Annotated in this window: 15 protein-coding genes; 9 read left to right on the forward strand and 6 right to left on the reverse strand. The window is 68.9% G+C overall.

Going from position 1 to position 20,309, the window contains the following annotated elements:
• Positions 1-80: 80 nt before the first annotated feature.
• From GC106_RS41355 to GC106_RS41375, 5 genes are all read left to right on the forward strand, one after another.
• The gene (locus tag GC106_RS41355; protein ID WP_173141650.1) at positions 81-1,757 is read left to right on the forward strand and encodes an acyclic terpene utilization AtuA family protein; all 1,677 of its coding nucleotides are present in this window, start codon (positions 81-83) and stop codon (positions 1,755-1,757) included.
• Positions 1,754-3,349, forward strand: a complete 1,596-nt coding sequence (locus tag GC106_RS41360; protein WP_173141651.1) for an acyl-CoA carboxylase subunit beta — start codon at positions 1,754-1,756, stop codon at positions 3,347-3,349. Before GC106_RS41355 ends, GC106_RS41360 begins: the two co-directional genes overlap by 4 nt.
• A gap of 5 nt (positions 3,350-3,354) precedes the next feature.
• The gene (locus tag GC106_RS48445; RefSeq protein WP_246368002.1) at positions 3,355-5,619 is read left to right on the forward strand and encodes an acetyl/propionyl/methylcrotonyl-CoA carboxylase subunit alpha; all 2,265 of its coding nucleotides are present in this window, start codon (positions 3,355-3,357) and stop codon (positions 5,617-5,619) included.
• Between the two features lie 50 nt (positions 5,620-5,669).
• Positions 5,670-6,935: a sensor histidine kinase gene (locus GC106_RS41370; RefSeq protein ID WP_173141652.1), complete on the forward strand. Its 1,266-nt coding sequence runs from the start codon at positions 5,670-5,672 to the stop codon at positions 6,933-6,935.
• A gap of 108 nt (positions 6,936-7,043) precedes the next feature.
• A complete protein-coding gene (locus GC106_RS41375) occupies positions 7,044-7,601 on the forward strand; it encodes a hypothetical protein (RefSeq protein ID WP_173141653.1) in 558 nt (185 codons plus the stop codon).
• A 46-nt stretch (positions 7,602-7,647) separates the two neighbouring features.
• On the opposite strand, the gene GC106_RS41380 is transcribed toward GC106_RS41375, so the two are convergent.
• The gene (locus GC106_RS41380; RefSeq protein ID WP_312873295.1) at positions 7,648-10,659 is read right to left on the reverse strand and encodes an AfsR/SARP family transcriptional regulator; all 3,012 of its coding nucleotides are present in this window, start codon (positions 10,657-10,659) and stop codon (positions 7,648-7,650) included.
• A 668-nt stretch (positions 10,660-11,327) separates the two neighbouring features.
• Positions 11,328-11,903, reverse strand: coding sequence for a hypothetical protein (locus GC106_RS41385; protein ID WP_173141654.1), 576 nt, complete (start codon positions 11,901-11,903; stop codon positions 11,328-11,330).
• Positions 11,904-11,973: 70 nt separating this feature from the next.
• On the opposite strand from GC106_RS41385, the gene GC106_RS41390 reads away from it, so the two are divergent.
• Both GC106_RS41390 and GC106_RS41395 read left to right on the forward strand, forming a co-directional pair.
• Positions 11,974-12,816 (forward strand): LacI family DNA-binding transcriptional regulator, encoded by an 843-nt coding sequence (locus GC106_RS41390; protein WP_173141655.1) that lies wholly within the window; start codon positions 11,974-11,976, stop codon positions 12,814-12,816.
• A gap of 50 nt (positions 12,817-12,866) precedes the next feature.
• Positions 12,867-13,640: a tRNA(His) guanylyltransferase Thg1 family protein gene (locus tag GC106_RS41395; protein WP_312873296.1), complete on the forward strand. Its 774-nt coding sequence runs from the start codon at positions 12,867-12,869 to the stop codon at positions 13,638-13,640.
• Here GC106_RS41395 and GC106_RS41400 read toward each other — a convergent pair whose 3' ends face one another.
• The 4 genes from GC106_RS41400 to GC106_RS41415 all read right to left on the reverse strand — a co-directional run bounded on the left by GC106_RS41400 (position 13,641) and on the right by GC106_RS41415 (position 18,369).
• Complete coding sequence (locus tag GC106_RS41400) at positions 13,641-15,971, reverse strand: Tex family protein (RefSeq protein ID WP_376777818.1); 2,331 nt, start codon at positions 15,969-15,971, stop codon at positions 13,641-13,643.
• Positions 15,972-16,309: 338 nt separating this feature from the next.
• Positions 16,310-16,936, reverse strand: a complete 627-nt coding sequence (locus GC106_RS41405) for an alpha/beta fold hydrolase (protein WP_173141657.1) — start codon at positions 16,934-16,936, stop codon at positions 16,310-16,312.
• Positions 16,933-17,379 carry a hypothetical protein gene (locus GC106_RS41410; protein ID WP_173141658.1) on the reverse strand — a complete coding sequence of 149 codons (447 nt, stop codon included), beginning with the start codon at positions 17,377-17,379 and terminating at the stop codon, positions 16,933-16,935. Before GC106_RS41410 ends, GC106_RS41405 begins: the two co-directional genes overlap by 4 nt.
• Positions 17,380-17,424: 45 nt before the next feature.
• Positions 17,425-18,369: an NADP-dependent oxidoreductase gene (locus GC106_RS41415; RefSeq protein WP_173141659.1), complete on the reverse strand. Its 945-nt coding sequence runs from the start codon at positions 18,367-18,369 to the stop codon at positions 17,425-17,427.
• Between the two features lie 111 nt (positions 18,370-18,480).
• Between GC106_RS41415 and GC106_RS41420 the strand changes: the two genes are divergently transcribed.
• Entirely contained in the window at positions 18,481-18,843 is a 363-nt protein-coding gene (locus GC106_RS41420; RefSeq protein WP_173141660.1) for a winged helix-turn-helix transcriptional regulator, read from the forward strand.
• A 9-nt stretch (positions 18,844-18,852) separates the two neighbouring features.
• On the forward strand, positions 18,853-20,274 hold the full coding sequence (locus GC106_RS41425; protein ID WP_173141661.1) for a carboxylesterase/lipase family protein: 1,422 nt from the start codon (positions 18,853-18,855) through the stop codon (positions 20,272-20,274).
• Positions 20,275-20,309: the final 35 nt, after the last annotated feature.

A 20,309-nucleotide genomic window follows, 5' to 3' on the forward strand; every position in this document is an offset into this window, starting at 1 on the left:
CCCCGGCGGTATCCGTGAGTTGCGCCCGAGGCAAAACAAGCACGCTTGCTTGTTTTGCGTGCGGCTGGCATGCTGACGGCATGTCGGCGATCAGGATCGGCAACGCGTCCGGGTTCTACGGGGACCGGTTCGGCGCGGTGCGCGAGATGCTCACCGGTGGGCCGCTCGACGTGCTCACCGGCGACTACCTGGCCGAGCTGACCATGCTGATCCTCGGCCGCGACCGGATGAAGGACCCGAAGCTCGGCTACGCCAAGACGTTCCTGCTCCAGATGGAGGAGAACCTCGGCCTGGCGGCCGAGCGGGGCGTGCGGATCGTCACGAACGCCGGCGGCCTGAACCCCGCCGGTCTGGCAGACGCCTTACGGGAACTGGCCGGGAAGCTGGGGCTGGACGTGCGCGTCGCGCACGTCGAAGGCGATGACCTGATCGGCCGTGCCGCCGAACTCGGGCTCGGTCAACCGTTGACCGCCAACGCCTACCTCGGCGCTTTCGGGATCGCGGAGTGCCTCAGGGCAGGCGCCGACGTCGTGGTGACCGGCCGGGTGACCGACGCGTCAGTGATCGTCGGCCCGGCCATCGCGGCTTTCGGCTGGCAGCCGACGGACTACGACCAGCTCGCCGGTGCGGTCGCGGCCGGGCACGTGATCGAATGCGGCGCGCAGGCCACCGGCGGCAACTACTCGTTCTTCCAGGAACACGACATCCGCCACCCGGGCTTCCCGATCGCCGAGATCCACCCCGACGGCAGCAGTGTGATCACCAAGCACGACGGCACGGGCGGTGCCGTGACTGTGGGAACCGTGACGGCCCAACTACTCTACGAGATCGCCGGTGCCCGCTATGCCGGGCCGGACGTCACCGCCCGCTTCGACACCATCGAACTGTCCCAGGAGGACACTGACCGGGTCAGGATCACCGGCGTACGTGGCGAACCGCCCCCACCGTCGCTCAAGGTGTCGCTGAACACCCTGGGCGGCTTCCGCAACGAGATGGTCTTCGTGCTCACCGGCCTGGACATCGAGGCCAAGGCCGAACTGGTGAAGCAGCAGCTGACGTTCGCCAAGCCACCTGCCGAGATCAAGTGGACGCTCGCCCGCACGGACCACGTCGACGCGGCCGGTGAGGAAGAGGCGAGCGCGCTGCTGCGGTGTGCCGTCAAGGACGCCGATCCCAAGGTCGTCGGCCGGGCGTTCGCCAACGCGGCGGTCGAAATCGCGTTGGCGAGCTATCCAGGATTCCACGTGACGGCCCCGCCCGGCGACGCATCGCCCTACGGACTTTTCACGCCTGGTTACGTGGACGCGAAACTGGTCGACCACGTGGCGATTGTGGACGGTCGGACGATCCCCGTCCCGCCCGCCGCCGAGACGCTTCCCCTGGAACCGGTGGAGGAACCCCCGCTGCCCGAACCTCTGACGGGGCCGGCGCGGCGGGCGCCGCTGGGCCTCGTCGCCGGTGCTCGGAGCGGGGACAAGGGAGGTGACGCGAACGTCGGCGTCTGGGTGCGTACCGACGAAGCCTGGCGGTGGCTGGTGCACGCGTTGACCGTCGACGAGTTCCGCAGGCTGCTGCCGGAAACCGCTGCGCTGCCGGTGACCAGGCACGTGTTCGGCAACCTGAAAGCGGTGAACTTCGTGGTCACGGGCATCCTCGGCGACGGCGTCGCGTCGCAGGCCCGGTTCGACCCGCAGGCCAAGGCGCTCGGCGAGTGGTTACGAGCGCGGTACACGGACATCCCGGAGGTACTGCTGTGACGACGTTGCAGTCCACACTGGACACGGCGTCGGACGAGTACGCGGCGAACCGCGAGTCGATGCTCGGCAAGCTGGCCGAGCTGGACGGCGAGTACGCCAAGGCGATCGCCGGTGGCGGGCCGAAGTACGTCGAACGACACCGCAAACGCGGCAAACTCCTCGCCAGGGAACGCGTCGAGCTGCTGATCGACCCGGACTCGCCGTTCCTGGAGCTGTCCCCGCTGGCCGCGTGGGGCAGCGACTACACCGTCGGTGCCAGTGTGGTCACCGGAATCGGCGTGGTCGAGGGCGTCGAATGCATGATCATGGCCAGCGACCCGACCGTGCGCGGCGGGTCGAGCAATCCGTGGACGGTCAGGAAAACGTTCCGCGCCATGGACATCGCGCTGGAGAACCGGCTGCCGTTGATCAACCTCGGCGAGTCCGGCGGTGCGGACCTGCCGTCGCAGAAGGAGATCTTCATCCCGGGCGGCCGGTTGTTCCGTGACCTCACCAGGTTGTCCGCCGCGGGCATCCCGACGATCGCCTTGGTCTTCGGCAACGCGACGGCCGGCGGCGCGTACGTGCCGGGCATGTCCGACCACGTCGTGATGGTCAAGGGCCAGTCCAAGGTCTTCCTCGGTGGCCCGCCGCTGGTCAAGATGGCCACCGGTGAGGAGTCGGACGACGAGTCACTGGGCGGTGCGGAGATGCACGCCCGCAAGTCCGGCCTGGCCGACTACTTCGCGGTCGACGAGCAGGACGCGATCCGGATCGGCAGGCGGATCGTGGCGCGGCTGAACTGGAAGAAGCGCGGCGCGGCACCGGGTCCGTACACACCGCCGCTGTTCGACGAGGACGAGCTGCTGGGCGTCGTGCCTGGCGACCTCAAGATCCCGTTCGACCCGCGGGAAGTGATCGCGCGGGTGGTCGACGGTTCGGACTTCGACGAGTTCAAACCGATGTACGGAACCAGTCTGGCGACCGGCTGGGCGACGGTGCACGGGTATCCGGTCGGTATCCTGGCCAACGCCCAAGGCGTGTTGTTCAGCGAGGAGTCGCAGAAGGCCGCGCAGTTCATCCAGCTGGCGAACCAGACGGACACCCCGCTGATCTTCCTGCACAACACCACCGGGTACATGGTCGGCAAGGACTTCGAGCAGGGCGGCATCATCAAACACGGCTCGATGATGATCAACGCCGTGTCGAACTCGAAGGTGCCGCACATCTCGATCCTGATGGGCGCCTCCTACGGCGCGGGACACTATGGAATGTGCGGCCGCGCGTACGACCCACGGTTCCTGTTCGCCTGGCCGAGCGCGAAGTCGGCGGTGATGGGACCGCAACAACTGGCCGGCGTACTGTCCATTGTGGCGCGTGCGGCGACCTTGGCTCGTGGCGAGGAGTACAGCGAGGAGAACGACGCGGCCATGCGCGCGATGGTCGAGGCGCAGATCGAAGCCGAGTCGCTGCCGATGTTCCTGTCCGGCAGACTGTACGACGACGGCGTGATCGATCCCCGCGACACCAGGACGGTCCTCGGGCTCTGCCTGTCCGCCATCCACACCACACCAGTGGCCGGCGCCGACGGCTTCGGCGTCTTCCGGATGTGAGAGCGATGATCACAAGTGTTCTGGTCGCGAACCGTGGGGAGATCGCCCGGCGGGTGTTCCGTACCTGCCGGTCCCTCGGGATCTCCTGCGTGGCGGTCTATTCGGACGCCGACGCGTCGTCGCCGCACGTGGCCGAGGCGGACGCGGCCGTCCGCCTGCCCGGCAACACGCCGTCGGAGACCTACCTGCGCGGTCCGTTGATCATCGAAGCCGCCCAGCGCGCGGGCGCGGACGCGATCCATCCCGGCTACGGCTTCCTGTCGGAGAACGCGGACTTCGCCCGCGCGGTGATCGAGGCGGGCCTGACGTGGATCGGCCCGTCCCCCGAAGCCATCGGCCAGATGGGCTCGAAGGTAGCGGCGAAGCGGTTGATGGCCGCGGCGGGAGTCCCGGTCCTGTCCGAAGTGGACGACGTCACGGCCGACGACCTGCCGGTGCTGATCAAGGCATCGGCGGGCGGCGGCGGCCGGGGCATGCGCATCGTGCGCGACCTCGCGGACCTGCCCGGCGAGCTCGAAGCGGCCAAGTCGGAGGCCTTGTCGGCGTTCGGCGACCCGACGGTGTTCTGCGAGCCGTACCTGGAGACCGGACGGCACATCGAAGTCCAGATCATGGCCGACACCCACGGAACGGTCCGGGCAGTCGGCGAACGCGAATGCTCGATCCAGCGCAGGCACCAGAAAGTCATCGAGGAAGCCCCGTCCCCACTGGTCGAACGCACCCCAGGCATGCGCTCGCGCCTCTTCGCCGCCGCCCGCGCGGCGGCGAGCGCTATCGCCTACACCGGCGCCGGAACCGTCGAGTTCCTCGCGGACGAAAACGGCCGTTTCTACTTCCTGGAGATGAACACCCGCCTCCAGGTCGAACACCCGGTGACCGAGTGCACGACCGGCCTGGACCTCGTCCGCCTGCAGATCCTGATCGCCCAGGGCGCCCACCTGCCCGCCCTGATCCCCACCGGCGCAGCCCTTTCCGCAACAGCAATTCGCCGAGGGGAACCCCTGAATTCAACGTTACCGCAAGGGACCGACAGTTCCGGTGCGGCGCAGACGCCCGCCGGCGTCAGCGCAGCCCCTTCCGCAACAGCAATTCCCCAAGGGGATCCCCTTGATTCAACGTTACCGCAGGGGTCTGACAATTCCGGCGCACGCGCGGCCGGCAGCCAGGCCGCGAAAGACCGTGCCAATCTGAGCGCAGCCCTCTCCACAACAGGAATTCCCAAGGGGGAACCCCTGATTTCAACGCTACCGGAGGGGTACGACAGTTCTGGGCCGCCGCTCACGCGCGGGCACGCGATCGAGGTGCGGCTCTATGCCGAGGATCCCGCGCAGGACTGGCGGCCGCAGAGCGGTGTGGTGCATCGGCTTTGCGTGCCCGGCGTGACCACGGAGTTCGCGGTGCCCGCCGGGCCGGGGCTTCGGCTGGACAGCGGGTTGCGGGACGGCTCCGCCGTCAGCGTCTTCTACGACCCGATGCTGGCGAAGGTCATCTCGTTCGCCGACACCCGGGAGGAGGCCGCGCTCGGGCTGGCCGGTGCGCTGGCGCGTGCGGAGATCCACGGGTTGGTGACCAACCGGGACCTGCTCGTGCGCGTGCTGCGGCATCCCGAGTTCCTGGCAGGCAACACCGACACCGCGTTTCTCGACCGGCATGAGCTGGCCGTCCTCGCGGAGCCGCTCGCCGACAAGGACACCGAGGCGCTCAGTGCGCTCGCGGCCGCGTTGGCCGACGCCGCGGCACGGCGTTCCATGGACGTCCCGAGCGGATGGCGGAATGTGCCGTCGCAGCCGCAGCGCAAGGTGTACCGGACGGCGTCCGGTGATCACGAGGTCACGTACCGGCACACTCGGGCAGGCCTGGTCACCGACGGGTATCCGGACCTGCGGCTGCTCAGTGCCGAACCGGAGCACGTGGTCCTCGAGGTAGCCGGGGTGCGCCGGGCGTTCCGGGTCGCGGTGTATCCGGGCCTGGTCTGCGTGGACTCGCCGTTGGGGCCGGTGTCGCTGACGCCCGTGCCGCGGTTCACCGATCCGTCCGCCCAGACGGCGCCGGGCTCGCTGCTCGCGCCGATGCCGGGGACTGTGGTCAGGGTCGCGGTGTCCGCCGGGGACCAGGTCGAACAGGGCCAGCCGCTGCTGTGGCTCGAGGCCATGAAGATGGAGCACAAGATCATTGCTCCGGCCACGGGGACGGTCACGTCGCTGTCGGTCGTCGCGGGCCAGCAGGTCGACCTGGGGGCCGTGCTGGCGGTGGTGGCGCCACTGGAATGAGTGGGCCTAGGCCCACTGGCCGGCGGCCGTTCGCATACCAGAATGGGCGCATGAGCTCACCGCGCCCGGCACCGACCAGGCTTCAGTTGTTCGGCTGGAGCGTGGCCCTGATGGGCATGATGGCCCCGCTGATCGTGCTGCTCAGCGCCTTGCTGACGTCGATGGGGCTGATGCTGGTCTGGATCGGCTTCCCGCTCCTGCTCGGCCTGCTGGCGTTGCTGCGCAAGTTCGCCGACGTGCACCGCAGGCGCGCCGGGTGGGTCCTGGGCACCGAGATCGAGCGGCCGTACCGGGCCCGCGTGCCCGGTCAGGGCATGTACCGGCGGGTCTTCGCCCTGCTCACCGACGTGGCGACCTGGCGTGACCTGGCCTGGGTGTTCACCCAGGTCGTCGTCGGCTCGGCGCTGGCGATCACGAACTTCGCGCTGCTGGTCGGCGGGATCGCGCACATCACGCTGGCGACCTGGTGGTGGGCGCTGCCGGATGACGCCGATGTCAACCTGATCGGCCTGTTGTCGGTGAGCTCCACCGCGTCCGCGATCTTCATCGGTATCCCGGTCGGCGTGCTGTACGTCGCCGTCTGGTACTTCGGATCGTCCCATCTGATGCGGGCACAAGCCCGGCTGACCGCCGCGTTGCTGGCACCCACTGAGGCGGCACGGCTGGCCAACCGGGTCCAGCAACTGACGGAGTCGCGTGCGGACACCGTGGACACGCAGGCCGCCGAACTCCGGCGGATCGAGCGTGACCTGCACGACGGCGCGCAGGCCAGGTTGGTGGCACTGGGAATGAGCCTCGGGATGGCCGAGGAGACAGTCGCCCGCGATCCGGCCGCCGCCCGGGAACTGCTCGCCGAGGCCCGTGCCGCCAGCTCGCAGGCGTTGGCGGAACTTCGTGACCTGGTACGGGGAATCCACCCACCGGTGCTCGCCGACCGCGGCCTGGAAGGCGCGATCCAGGCGCTTGTCCTGGCCAATCCGCTGCAGACCGATGTGGACATCGACATCCCCGGCAGACTGTCCGCGCCGGTGGAGTCGGCCGCGTACTTCGCCGTCGCGGAAACACTGACCAATGTGGCCAAACACGCCGGGGCGGGCAAAGCGTGGATCCGGCTGACCTACGACGAGGGAAAGCTCACCATTCTCGTCGGCGACGACGGCCGTGGCGGTGCCGACCCGGGCGGTGGCACCGGTTTGCGCGGCATCGAGCGGCGTCTTTCCGCGTTCGACGGCACACTGGTGGTGAGCAGCCCCATCGGCGGCCCGACCGTGGTCGTGATGTCCGTGCCCTGCGAGCTGATCGCCGGCCTGCGCTAACTGTGCAACGGGGTGTTCGTTCCGTGTGGCGCCGGTTCTTAATGTGCTGCGCCTGGGTGAACCCGACATCTGTCACCCAGTCCCGCATATCAAGGAGAACTGAGGCACGTGAGCACTTACCCGACCACCGCGACCCACGGCGGGCAGGCCGTTGACGCGGCGCCGAAGAAGCCGGGCACCTTGGTCGTCGCCTGGGCGATCGCGATCCTGACCGGACTCGCCGCGGTCGCGTGCGGCCTGGTCATCCTCACCGGGGGCGTCGACCTGGCCAAGGAGGTGGCCGCCAAGGCGCTGGCCGAGGAGACCGGGATGACCGTCGACCAGGTGAAGGCCGAGGGCGGCGAGCTGCTGTTGGCAGCCGGGGCCGAGGAGATCAAGGACCAGCTGGCCGGCAGGGCGTACATCCTGATGGTGCCCGGCGTGTTGGCGTTGCTGTTCGCGCTGATGATGGGCAAGGCTGCCACCTGGAGCCGGGTCCTGGTGACCATCTTCGCCACGCTCACGCTCCCGGGCGCGTGCCTCATCGCCTTCAGGGACTACGAGGCCACCACTCTCATGCTCGCCACCGCGTGGATCGCTGTCCTGGCCGCTCTGATCACGATCGTGTTGACCTGGCTCGGGCCGAACAACCGCTATGCGCGGGCGGTCAAACAACAGCGGGCCTGATGCGTCAGCACCAGGGGAGGGTCGGACGGGCCGGGGGCGTCCGACCCTAAGGTGCCGGCACGGCAGGCGCCGGTACCACCGCGAGATTCAGCAGTAGTTTCAACAGGATCGCGGTGTTGGTGTCCCGGGGATCGCCGAGCCGGTCGGCCTCGGCACGGGCCTGTGCCGCCGCGACAACGTCGTTCTGGCAGTCGTAGGCGGCGGCCAACAGGTTCAGCGTGATCGTCGTCGCCGACGTGCTGCCCATTTCGCGGTACGTCGCAAGGCATTCGCGGAGAACCGGGATCGCGTCGCCGGCCCGGCCGTCACCGATCCAGGCCGCTGCGATCGCCCGGGTGCACGACAGTTCCCGTGGCCGCTCAGTGAGTTCCCGCGCGATGTCACGGGCTTCCCTGAAGGCGCGGACGGATTCCTCCCGCTTCCCCAGGCCGGCGAGGACCGCGCCCAACGTCCGCAAGGCTTTGGCGAGCGACGACCGCGAGCCGACCGTCCGCAACAGGGTGGTGGCCTCCTCGGCCAGCTCCCTGGCCTGCTCGAGGTTTCCTTCACCCAGCACATAGGCCCATGCCTTGTCGTGCAGCGCCATCGCCAACTGTCGTGGCTCACCGAAACTCTGGGCCACGTCAAGCGCTTCGCTCACGATGCGTGCGGACTCCTCGGTACGGCCCAACCTGTTCAGCGCCGCCAACTGGATCCGCAGCGCCGATCCGACGGCGAACGGGTCGTCGCGCAACTCGATCCGCGCCGACGCCGTCAGCTCGATCGACTCCTCGGACCGGCCGACCGCGATCAAGCACGCGGCCAGGTTGGTGTGCACCCAGGCCAGCGCTTCCCGCTCGCCCAAGGCGGCCAGTTCCGTGGCACACGCCCGGTACGCGTCCACTGCCTTCTCGTACTGTCCGCGGGCATGCCACAGCAACGCGAGGACTGACCTCGCGCGAGCAGCCACCCGTGGATTCGAGTTCTCCGCGGCGTCAGCGATGCTCTGGTACGCCACCCGCATGTCCGCGTAGAGGCCCTCAGCCCACAGGTACACCGAAAGCCGGTCCATCACCAGAATCGCGTCGGTGTGCCAGCCGAGTGCGCTCATCTTCGGGATGCCGTTGAGCAGGTTCACGCGCTCAGCCGAGAACCACGCCTCAGGATTGACCGTGAGCCGCTTGACCAGATCGCTCGCCAACGGTTGCGCCGGGATCGGACCACGCAGCCGGGGCAAGGGAATCGTCCACGGCAGCCGGCGTGCGGCGACATCGGCGATGCCGATGATCGCGTCGACGATCGTGCGTGCACTGGTGTACCGATCCCGCGTGCTGTCCTCCGCCCGCGCGCGTTCGAGCGCGAACACGCGCACCAGATCGTGCAGCCGGTACCGCGGTTCGCCGGTCTCGTCCGTGCCGGTCGGCTCCAACAGGCCCGACTCGACCAGGTCCTCGACGACGCCCTCGGTGGAATGGCTGTCGAGCAGCGTCGTGATCCGCCACTCCGGCAGGTCGACGGTGTCGATCAACCCCAGCCGGCGCAACGCCACCTGTGACGTCTTCGCCAGCGCGGCATAACTGAGCGCCAGGCTCGCCCGCACCTGAAGATCGCTGACTTCGAGTTCGTCCAGTCTCCTCCCTTCGTCCTCCAACCGGTCGGCCAGCAGCCCCAGCCGCAGGTTCGGCCGCAACGCCAGGCGTGTTCCGGCGATGCGCAACGCCAGCGGCAGGTTGCCGCACGCCCGCGCGATCCGCACGGCATCCGTTCGTTCGGCGGAAACCCTTGCCCGGCCTGCAATCCGCTCGAGCAGCCGGAGTGCTTCCTCGTCGGCCAACGGCCCGACCGTGAGCCGGGTCGCCCCAGCCAGCCCGCTCAGCCGCCTCCGGCTGGTGATCAGCACCGCACAGCCCGGTGTGCCCGGCAGCAACGGCCGCACCTGTGCCGGATCGGCCGCGTCGTCCAGCACCACCAGCACCTTGCGGTCGGTCAGCAGCCCGCGGTACGTCGCCGCCCTGGCCTGCAGGTCGTCCGGGATCGCCGGACCGCTGACCCCCAGGCCGCGCAACAGGTCCGCGAGCACCGCGCCGGTGTCCCGTGGCGAGTCCACTCCGGACAGTGGCACGAACAGCTGGCCGTCCGGGAACACCGACCGCAGCTGGTGCGCGGCACCGATCGACAGGCTGGTCTTGCCCGCGCCCGGCTCGCCACTGAGCACCACCACCGGAACGCTGTGCCCACCCGGGTTGAGCCGGCTGGTCACCTCGGCCAGTTGCCGATCGCGCCCGGAGAAATCCGCGGCGACCGCGGGCAACTGGCAGATCGGCCAGGTCGGCCGTGGCAACGGCGCGTCGTCACCGTCGCCCTGCAACAGCGAGGTGTGCAGCCTGCGTAGAGCTGTTCCCGGTTCGATGCCGAGCTCGTCGATGAGCGTGGCCCGAGTCATCCGGTACACCTCGAGCGCCTCAGCCTGCCGCCCCGAGTGTTGCAGCGCCAGCATCAGCTGACCGGCCAACCGTTCCCGCAGCGGGTTCTCGGTCAACGCCGCCTGTAACTCGGCCGCGAGCTCGGCGTGCCGCCCCACCGCCAGTTCCGCGTCGACACAGTCCTCGAACACCGCCAGCCGCTCGGACTCCAGCCTGCCCAGCTCGGCATCGAGCACAGGCACGTGCATGTCGGTCAGCGGATGTCCACGCCACTGCGCCAACGCCTTACGCAGGAACATGGCCGCCTTCTCCGGCTGCCCGGCTCGCGCCGCACTGCGCCCCGCGGCCGCGGCCTCCCGGAACACCAGGAGATCGACGTCCTCAGTGGCGACGTGAAGCCGATACCCACGCCCGGCCAAGTCGATGCGACTGCCAGGAAGCCGTGCCCGTAGACGCGACACATACGTGTGCAGGTTGGAGGCGTACGACTTCGGCGGCATGTCCGGCCACAGCGCACCGACCAGCAGGTCGGTGGTCACGGGCCGGTTCGCGTGGAACAACAGCATGGCCAGCAGGACACGCTGGTGCTCACCGCGTAATCGGACCTCACCCTCTGGGCCTGTCACGGTCAGCGGGCCAAGCACGCCGAATTTCACAGTGTCGTCGCCTTCTCCAGCAGATGAGCGGGGTGCAGCTTAACCAGCTTGCCGAGTGAATGCCCGGCCAGGTGTTAGTTCACAACGTGAAATAGCAACCTCCGCAGGTGTCGAAGTAGTTTTCAAGACGTCTCACGATGTGCCGCCCGCCCTGGTGGGGCAGGGCGGCTGGTCATCCGGCTCAGCGAGATCATCGCAGCCGGGATGCGTGAGCGGACAATGATGTCGACCGGTCGATTCGCGCGGCCCTCGTGCGGCGCCGGGACAGGCGATGGGCTGGATAAAACTCCTTTCTCTGTGCAGGCTTTCGGGGACGGGAGCCAATTGGCTCACCTGGGTTGTCGCGGGCGAGCAGTGGGCGTGAGGACAAAGTGGTTGCCCGCGACGTGGGCGGGGTGCCGGCCGGCGGCGGACTGTCTTGGTTCGTGAACGCGCTCCTTTCGACGCGGTGTCAGTGACGCGGCGCCGGTAATGCGGTGCCGGTGGGGCGATCGGTTGAGGTTCTCGCGAAGGCGGCTCCTCGGTGACCGGGCGAGGCGGGCGTGAGGTGAGTTCTGTTCGTCGGACCAAGGGCGACTCCTCGAGTCGAGGGAGATCCGGGGCCTCGTGAGGGTGCGGGCTCACGAGGATCGGTGATCACGGCGGGGGACGCGGCGCGGCGCCGGGCATCACGACGATCCAGGTGCCGGGATGAAGGCATGACCAGGCGCGTCCGGATCACAGCCGATGCGCAACAGCCGGGCGCGGATCGCTCCGGGCGTGCGGCCGAAGTGGTCGGCGAGGATCCGGCGCAGGGCGTACGAGCTGTGCGTGTCGCCGGCCGAGATCCAGCGTTCGAGCAACTCCTCGTCCTGTTCCTTGCTCCACGGCGCCTGGGCGTTCGCCGGACTGGTGGCCGACCGTCCGCTCAATGTGGACAGACCGGCGAGCACCTGGCTGATCAGTTTGCCGATCGCCGCGAGGCCGTCGGCAGGCACCGTGATCGAACCGCGTTCGGTTGTGCCGCCCGTCGAATCGTGGTCGGCGAGTGCGACTTCGACCCGTTCGTCGCCGGTGCCCGCCGGTGGCAGGGTCGCCGCCCGGACGGTGTACTTGCGGCCGTTGACCTGAACGTCCGCGCTGCAGTCCACGATCCCCATATCGGTCACCTCTTCCTTCTCGTCAGGTTCCTGGTGAACCCGGTGTGCCGACAGCTTCGCGGACGGCACCGACAGTCCGGGCGGGCCGATATGCGGAACAGTCATTTCGGATTTGGGTTTGAGCTGCGGGTTCAGGCTGGGTATCCCTCGAATGGGTGGACTTGCGGAGGCCGACATGAAGCGACCAACCATCGGCGACATAGCCCGGCGTGCCGGACTGTCCAAGGCGGCGGTGTCCTACGCGCTCAACGGCCGTCCCGGCGTGTCCGAGGAGACGAGGGAGCGGGTGTCGCGGATCGCGCACGCCTTGGGCTGGCGGGCGAACATCGCGGCGTTGGCGCTGTCGAGCGAACGGGTCGGTGTCGCCGGACTGGTGGTCGCGGGCGAGGTGCCGTGGCCGACGGTCGAAGGGATCGAGCGGGAGCTCGCGGGTGACGGCGTGGCCCTGCAGGTCGCGATCGCCAAGGACGCCGAGGAGACCTACCAGGACTGGTGGGCGTCCGGCCGGGTGGACGGCATGCTGCTGATCGATCCGCGGCCCGACGACCCGCGCATTCCGTTGCTGCACAAGCTCGGCGTCCCCACCGCCCTGATCGGCGCGAGCCATCCCGGCATGTCCGCGGTCCTGCACGACAGAACTGGGGCGTGCGAGCAGGTGACCAGGCACCTCGCCGAGCGCGGCCACACCAGGATCGGCCACGTCGCCGCTGGTCCCGACGAGGCCATAGCCGCGACACGCGACCTGGAGGACGTCACCGCGGTGATCTACGACGACCCGATGGCCGCGGCGAAAGTCGTGTCCACGTCGGGCATCCGTGTCCCGGACGACCTGGCGGTGGTCGCGTGGCACGACTCGCCGGTGTGCCGCCTGGTGAACCCGGAGATCACCGCGATCCGGCACGACCACGCCGCCGACGGCGCGCTGGCCGCCCGGCTGCTGCTCAACCTGCTCAGCACCGGTGTCCCGGAACAGCGTGAGACCGGTCTTGACGAACTGGTCGTGCGTGGCACGACCTAGTCGGCCTGACCACGGCCGATACCGCTACTGTCACGCACAGTGTCAAAGCGGTGACAAGAGGGGCGGACGTGCACGGCGAGGAGTTCGAAGCCGGCCAGCGGGCGCGTGAGTGGTTCCACTCGATGACGGTGCCACCCGGAGCATGGACGATCCTGCGAGTCGACGGCCGCAGCTTCTCGCGGTTCACCGAGCAGCGGTACGACAAGCCGTTCGACTTACGCTTCTCGCAGCTGATGACCGAGACCGCGCGGGCGTTGCTGATCGAGTTCGGCGGCCGCTACGCCTACACCGAGAGCGACGAGATCTCGGTGCTGCTCGACCCGGAGTCCCAGATCTTCGGCCGTGGCGTCGAGAAGCTGGTGTCGTTGTCGGCCAGCGTCACCGCCGCGGCCTTCACCCACGCGGCCGGCGAACCGGCGCACTTCGACAGCCGGGTCTGGATCGGCACCGGACCGGCCGACGTGATCGACTACTTCTCCTGGCGCCAGGCCGACGCGGCCCGTTCGGCCCTCAACGGCTGGTGCTACTGGACTTTGCGCAAGGACGGCCGCAGCAGGCAGGAGGCGACAAAAGCTCTGGAGGGCGCGAACGCCTCGGCCAAGAACGAGCTGCTCTTCCGGTACGGCGTGAACTTCAACGAGGTGCCGGCGTGGCAGCGCCGGGGCGTCGGCCTGTGGTGGGAGACCTACGAACGCCCCGGCTACGACCCGGTACGGGCGATGACGGTGACCGCGACCCGCCGCCGGGTGCGGGAGGAGCGGGAACTCCCGATGAAGGAGCCTTATCGGGAGTTCCTCGCCGGCCTCATCGCGCGGCCGTCCTGACTACTTCCCGAAACCCGCCCGGCGCAGGGCATCCGCCATCGAACCGCCGGCCGGTGGCTCGTTGCGGCGCTGCGGACGTTGCTGACCGCCTCGACGCGGGCCGCCGTTGTTGTCGCGGCCGTCGCGACGGCCACCGCCCTGCGGTGCGGGCTTGCCGACCTCGTCGTCCAGCCGGAGCGTCAGGCCGATCCGCTTGCGCGGGATGTCGACCTCCAGCACCTTCACCTTCACGATGTCACCGGGTTTGACCACGTCACGCGGGTCCTTGACGAAGTTGCGGGACATCGCCGAGACGTGCACGAGGCCGTCCTGGTGCACTCCGATGTCGACGAACGCGCCGAACGCCGCCACGTTGGTGACCACGCCCTCCAGCGTCATGCCCGGCCTGAGGTCGGAGATCTTCTCGACGCCGTCGGCGAAGGACGCGGTCTTGAACGCCGGACGCGGGTCGCGGCCCGGCTTGTCCAGCTCGGCCAGGATGTCGGTGATCGTGGGCAGACCGAACTTCTCGTCGACGAAGTCCTGCGGCCGCAGCTTCTTCAGCGTCGGGCTGCCGATCAGTGACCGCACGTCGGTCTTGGTCGCGTCCAGGATGCGCCGCACCACCGGGTAGGACTCCGGGTGCACGCTGGAGGCGTCCAGCGGGTCGTCGCCGTCGGGGATCCGGAGGAAGCCCGCGCACTGCTCGAAAGCCTTGGGGCCCAGGCGAGGCACGTCCTTCAACGCGGAGCGGGACCGGAACGGCCCGTGCGTGTCGCGGTGCAGCACGATGTTCTCGGCGAGGCCTTCGCCGATGCCCGAAACGCGGGTCAGCAGCGGTGCCGAAGCCGTGTTGACGTCCACGCCGACCGCGTTCACACAGTCCTCGACGACCGCGTCGAGCGACCGGGACAGCTTCCCTTCGGACAGGTCATGCTGGTACTGGCCGACACCGATGGACTTCGGGTCGATCTTCACCAGTTCCGCCAACGGGTCCTGCAACCGCCGGGCGATGGAGACCGCGCCACGCAGCGACACGTCCAGCCCGGGCAGCTCGGCCGACGCGTACGCCGACGCGGAGTACACCGACGCGCCCGCCTCGGACACCATGACCTTGGTCAGCCGCAGGTCCGGGTGCGCCTTGAGCAGGTCACCGGCCAGTTTGTCGGTCTCCCGGGACGCGGTGCCGTTGCCGATCGCGATCAGCTCGACCTTGTGCTGCTTGCACAGGACGGCGAGCTTGTGGATCGACTCGTCCCACGCGCGCCGCGGCTCGTGCGGGTAGATCGTGTCGGTCGCGACGACCTTTCCGGTGCCGTCGACCACCGCGACCTTCACGCCGGTACGGAAGCCCGGGTCCAGTCCCATGGTCGCGCGGGTGCCCGCGGGTGCCGCCAGCAGCAGGTCACGCAGGTTCGCGGCGAACACGCGAACTGCTTCCTCCTCGGCCGCGTTGCGCAGCCGCATCCGCAGGTCGATGCCCAGGTGCACGAGGATTCTGGTGCGCCAGGCCCACCGGACCGTGTCGGCGAGCCACTTGTCGGCGGGACGGCCCTTGTCGTCGATGCCGAACTTCGCCGCGATGCGGATCTCGTAGTCGCTCGGTCCGGCCGGGGGCTCGTCGTCGGGTTCCGGGTTGAGGGTGAGGTCGAGGATCTCCTCCTTCTCGCCGCGGAACATCGCCAGGATCCGGTGCGAGGGCAGCTTGGTCAGCGGCTCGGCGAAGTCGAAGTAGTCGGCGAACTTCGCGCCTGCTTCCTCCTTGCCTTCCCGGACCTTCGCGGCGAGCCGGCCACGGGACCACATGTGCTCACGCAGGTCACCGATCAGGTCGGCGTCCTCACCGAAGCGCTCGACCAGGATGGCCCGTGCGCCTTCCAGCGCCGCGGCGGCGTCCTTGACGTTCTTCTCGGCGTCGACGAACCCGGCCGCGGTGGCCTGTGGGTCCAGCGTGGGGTCGGCGAGCAGCTGGTCGGCGAGCGGCTCGAGACCGGCCTCCCTGGCGATCTGCGCCTTGGTCCGCCGCTTGGGCTTGTACGGCAGGTAGATGTCCTCGAGACGGGCTTTGGAGTCCGCGGCACGGATCTGCTGCTCCAGCTCGTCGGTGAGTTTCCCTTGCGATCGCACCGAGTCCAGGATCGCCACCCGCCGCTCTTCGAGCTCACGCAGGTAACGCAGCCGCTCTTCGAGCGTGCGCAGCTGCGCGTCGTCGAGCATGCCGGTCACCTCCTTGCGGTACCGGGCGATGAACGGCACGGTCGCGCCGCCGTCGAGCAGGTCGACCGCGGCCTTCACCTGGTGCTCGCGGACGCCCAGCTCCTCGGCGATCCGCTGGTCTATCGACAAAGTCACGCCGAGCATTGTGCCCGCAGGCCGTCACAGCACAAGGCAGGGGTGAAATATGCGCAGCTCACGGCTGCTTGGCCAGTGCGCGGGCCGCCCACAGCCAGGGCGACCCGCGCGCCATGGCACCACCCTGTCGCAGGCAGCAACAGGCTCGGTGCGTTGGTGGATGTCCTCGTTACGCCGGATGCGGTCGTTGTCGGGACCGTGCACAACACAGGTGCAGTGGCGTGCGGAACTGGTCGGCCGAGAGGCGGCCGTGACGTCCATTCTGGACCGTCAGTGCGTTGTGGCTACCGCATGGCTTGAGCCATAACGAGAGGAGATTGAGGCGGTACTGCTTAGGCTCACTCTTCCGACAGAAAACGGGCCGACAGCTCAGCCAGCTTCCGCGGCTGTTCCTGGAGCATGGCGTGTGATCCGTCGAACCGGACGACCTGGTGCCCGGCCAGGTCGGCGAGGACGCCTTCGCGCATGGCGTTGTAGAAGTCGGCGAACGGCTCCTGGGCCGTCATGAGCTTGTCGGCGACGACCGCGAGGTGCCTGGCGGTCAGGCCGTCGTACAGGTCGTGGACCGAGCCGTTGTCGATCAGTGGGCGCAGCGCCACGTGCTCGGGTGGCATCTGCTTGGCCATCTCGTCAAAGAGCTCCTTGAGCTTGGCCTTCCAGCTGCCGACCTCGGCATCGGTCAGGCCCGGGTAGGTCGACGGGTGGCCATGGCCGTCGAAGTTGACCACGCCGGGGCATTCGGGGTGGCGGTGGGCCCACTTGACGCCCAACGCCCCGCCGAGCGAGTGCCCGACGACGGCCGGGTTGTCCAAGCCGAGCCCCTCCAGGTGGTCGAGCATCGCCTCCCAGGTCGTCAGGCCGGTCAAATCCGGTGCCACGCAGCGGAAGCCAGGCATCAGCGGGATGAACTCGTCCCAGACCGACGGCTGTGCGCCCGCTCCGTGCAGCAGTAACAGGTCTCTCATCTTGGGTGTCCCCTCAGCTGGATCCGTTCCCGGATGGACGTCACGGTGACGCCCCCGTCGGGATGGCGGGCGAGCTTGTCGCGCGTCACCAGGTCGTGTACGCCCTGCCTGGTGACGCCCAACATCGCACCCGCGAGCGCGTACGACACCGCTTCGCGGCCGGGGAACCCCACCCGGAGCAGGACGACCTGCCCGAGTGGGGTCCGCCACCAGTCCGCGGGCGGGTCGAAGGCCTCGTCGCCCGGGTACAGGGCGCCGACGATGCTCGCGATCGCGTAGTTCGCCTCCGGGCCGTGCAGGCGTGCCGCCCATGCTTCGGCGGCACGCTCACATCGCTCCCGCAGATCCGTGACCGGATCGTCCAGCAGGATCTCCAAGGGATCCAGCAGCCGGTTGCTCATGATCGACATCAGCTGCTGGGCCAGTGGTCCGGTCTCGGTCATCGCCCACCTCCTTGACAGTCAGTGTCAAGTACTTGACGCGAGCTGTCAAGAGGCGACGCGGACCACCAGTTTGCCCTGGGCCCGGCCACTTTCCTGGCGCTCGTGCGCGGCGGCGATCCTGGTGAACGGGTACACCTGCTCGACCTCGACGTGCACTCGGCCCGCGTCGATCAGGGCGGCGATCTCGGTCAGCGCGTGCCCGTCCGGTTCCACCAGGAACGGGATCGCCGACACACCGCGCCGCTCGGCGGCGTCGGCCAGATCGGCGGACACGCCACCGGGGATGGCGACGACGATCCCGCCGGGCTTGGTCACCCGCACCGACCGGACCGCGTTGTCGCCGCCGATCAGGTCGAGGACGACGTCCTGGTCAGCGGTCGCGTCCTCGAAACGGGTGGTCCGGTAGTCGATCACCTCGTCGGCGCCGATCCCGCGCAGCCAGTCGTGCTTCGCGGCGCTGGCCGTGCCGGTCACGTGCGCGCCGGCGGCCTTGGCGAACTGCACGGCGAAGTGTCCGACGCCGCCGGCCGCGGCGTGGATCAGCACGCGCTGTCCGGACTTGATGTGCACGGCGTCGTGCAGGGCCTGCCACGCCGTCAGGGCGGCCAGCGGCACCGCCGCGGCCGCGTCGTGGTCCACAGTGGACGGCTTACGGGCGAAGTGCCGGGACGGGGCCGTCACGTACTCCGAGAACCCGCCTGCCTGGCGGGGGAACCAGGGCATCCCGTACACCTCGTCACCCGGCTTGAGGGTGTGCACACCGAAGCCCGCCTCCTCGACCACGCCGGACACGTCCCAGCCCAGGACGAACGGCGGCTTGCCCAGCACGTCCGCCATTCCGCCGCCCGCGCGGGTCTTGGCGTCGACCGGGTTGACCCCGGCCGAGACCACCCGGACGAGCACTTCCGTGGGCAGTGGTTCCGGGCGTGGAACGTCGATCTCGTGCAGCACTTCGGTGCCGCCGAACTCGGTCTGGCTGATCGCGCGCATGTCTTTCTCCTTTACTCCGGCTGGCGTGTGTCGAAGCTATCCCCGAGGCCCTACTTTCCCGCAAGGGCTAGTACTATCCGCCGGGAAGCATGCAGCTAGGAGGAGGTTCAGGTGACGCTTTCGTGTCCAACAGGGCAGCACGACAAGCACGACGTGTACGCCGCGCAGTGTCCCTGCCGTGGCGTGCTCGACCTGCTGGCGAACAAGTGGGCGGCGCTGGCGATCGGTGCCATGGAGGACGGCCCGCGGCGGTTCGGCGAGCTTCAGCGCAAGCTGGAGGGCGTGAGTCCGAAGGTGCTCACCAACACGCTGCGCAAGCTGGAGGACGCCGGGTTCGTCGAGCGGACGATCTACCCGGCGGTGCCGTTACACGTCGAATACACCCTCACCGACCTGGGGCGCAGTGTCGCCGAGCCGTTGGCCGCGCTGCGTTCGTGGGTCGAGGACAACCTGCACCGGATCGCGTCCCTATAGTGGGGTCGTGTGGCCTTGGTGACGATCGAGCAGGGGCGGCTCAACGGGCTGCAGGGCGACGGATGTGTTCACTGGCGCGGGATTCCGTATGCAGAGCCGCCGGTCGGCGAGCTGCGCTGGCGTGCGCCCAGGCAGGCCCCGTGCTGGGCGGGTACGTGGCCGGCCACGGATTTCGGGCCGCAGGCATTGCAACCGCAGGAGATCGGCGTCGCTCCCGCACCGTCCAGTGAGGACTGCCTGTACCTGAACGTCTGCGCTCCGCAAGGCGTGCCGCCGCCAGGTGGCTGGCCGGTGCTGTTCTGGCTGCACGGCGGCGGATACCGGACGGGCAGCGGGATTCAGGTGGGGGAGGGCGAGGCGTTCGCCCGTGCCGGAATCGTCGTGGTGACGGTCAACTACCGGCTGGGCGCGCTCGGGATGACCTATCTGGCCGGTGTCCTGGGCCCGGATGAGCAGGACGCGGGAGTCTGCACCCTGCTCGACCAGATCGCCGCGCTGCGGTGGGTACGCGACAACATCGGCGCGTTCGGTGGAAATCCGCAACGCATCACGGTTTACGGTGTATCCGCGGGCGCCAAGAGCGTGGGCAACCTGATGGCCAGCCCGCTGAGCCGGAACCTGTTCTGCCAAGCCATCGTCAGCAGCGGCGGTGACCACGTCGCGACGCCGCGGCAGGGCACCGAGATCGCCCGGCGGCTGATCGACGAACTCGGCACGCGTGACGTCCGGGCCGTGCCCGCCGAAGACGTGCTCGCGGCGCAGGAACGAATCCTGACCGGGATGGCCGCCGTATGGCTGTGGCGGCCGACGATGCACTCCAGGGCGCTGCCCGCGATGCCGACCAGGCTCATCGCGGCGGGCAGCGCGGCCGGAATCCGGCTGATGATCGGCCACAACGGCAATGAGGCCGCCACGTTCGCCGCGTTCCTCGGGGAACGGGCGACCGCGCCGGTGGATGCCGTCCTCACCGAGATCTTCGGCGACACCAGGATTCTGGACACCTACCGGGACACCCGGGGCGCGGACGCGGCCAAGGTCGCCGTCATGAGCGATGAGCGGTACGGCATTCCGACCCAACGGCTCGCCGACGCCCAGGCCTTGCACAGTCGCGTCTACCGGTACCGCATCGACATCGCGCAACCAGGCGTGCCGCAGTTCCTCGACGGCGCGCACGGTATGGAACTCGGAATGGTGTGGAACCCGCCCGAACAGGTCTCGCTGCCGAGGGAGATCACCGCCGCCCAGATCCATGAGGCGTGGGTGAGCTTCATCGAGGACGGCATCCCGTTGCCCAGTTGGCCACCTTACGGCCCGACCCGGCCGGTACTGGTCTTCGACGAGGACACCCATGTCGAGTTCGACCCGAACCGGCGGGAACGCCTGGCGTGGGGCGATGTCTCGTGGCAGCCGGGCGCGTGGTTCCCGTTCTGACCGGCCCTTGACTGGCCAAGTGGTCTGTGTCACAG

The sequence above is a fragment of the Kibdelosporangium persicum genome (assembly GCF_013280595.1).
Lineage (GTDB): Bacteria > Actinomycetota > Actinomycetes > Mycobacteriales > Pseudonocardiaceae > Kibdelosporangium > Kibdelosporangium persicum.

Excerpts from the sequence above, each read along its gene's own strand:
- GC106_RS41355 (WP_173141650.1), top strand. The coding sequence starts at position 81 with ATGTCGGCGATCAGGATCGGCAACGCGTCCGGGTTCTACGGGGACCGG.
- GC106_RS48445 (WP_246368002.1), top strand. The coding sequence starts at position 3,355 with ATGATCACAAGTGTTCTGGTCGCGAACCGTGGGGAGATCGCCCGGCGG.
- GC106_RS41370 (WP_173141652.1), top strand. The coding sequence starts at position 5,670 with ATGAGCTCACCGCGCCCGGCACCGACCAGGCTTCAGTTGTTCGGCTGG.
- GC106_RS41385 (WP_173141654.1), bottom strand. The coding sequence starts at position 11,903 with ATGACTGTTCCGCATATCGGCCCGCCCGGACTGTCGGTGCCGTCCGCG.
- GC106_RS41390 (WP_173141655.1), top strand. The coding sequence starts at position 11,974 with ATGAAGCGACCAACCATCGGCGACATAGCCCGGCGTGCCGGACTGTCC.
- GC106_RS41405 (WP_173141657.1), bottom strand. The coding sequence starts at position 16,936 with ATGAGAGACCTGTTACTGCTGCACGGAGCGGGCGCACAGCCGTCGGTC.
- GC106_RS41410 (WP_173141658.1), bottom strand. The coding sequence starts at position 17,379 with ATGACCGAGACCGGACCACTGGCCCAGCAGCTGATGTCGATCATGAGC.
- GC106_RS41415 (WP_173141659.1), bottom strand. The coding sequence starts at position 18,369 with ATGCGCGCGATCAGCCAGACCGAGTTCGGCGGCACCGAAGTGCTGCAC.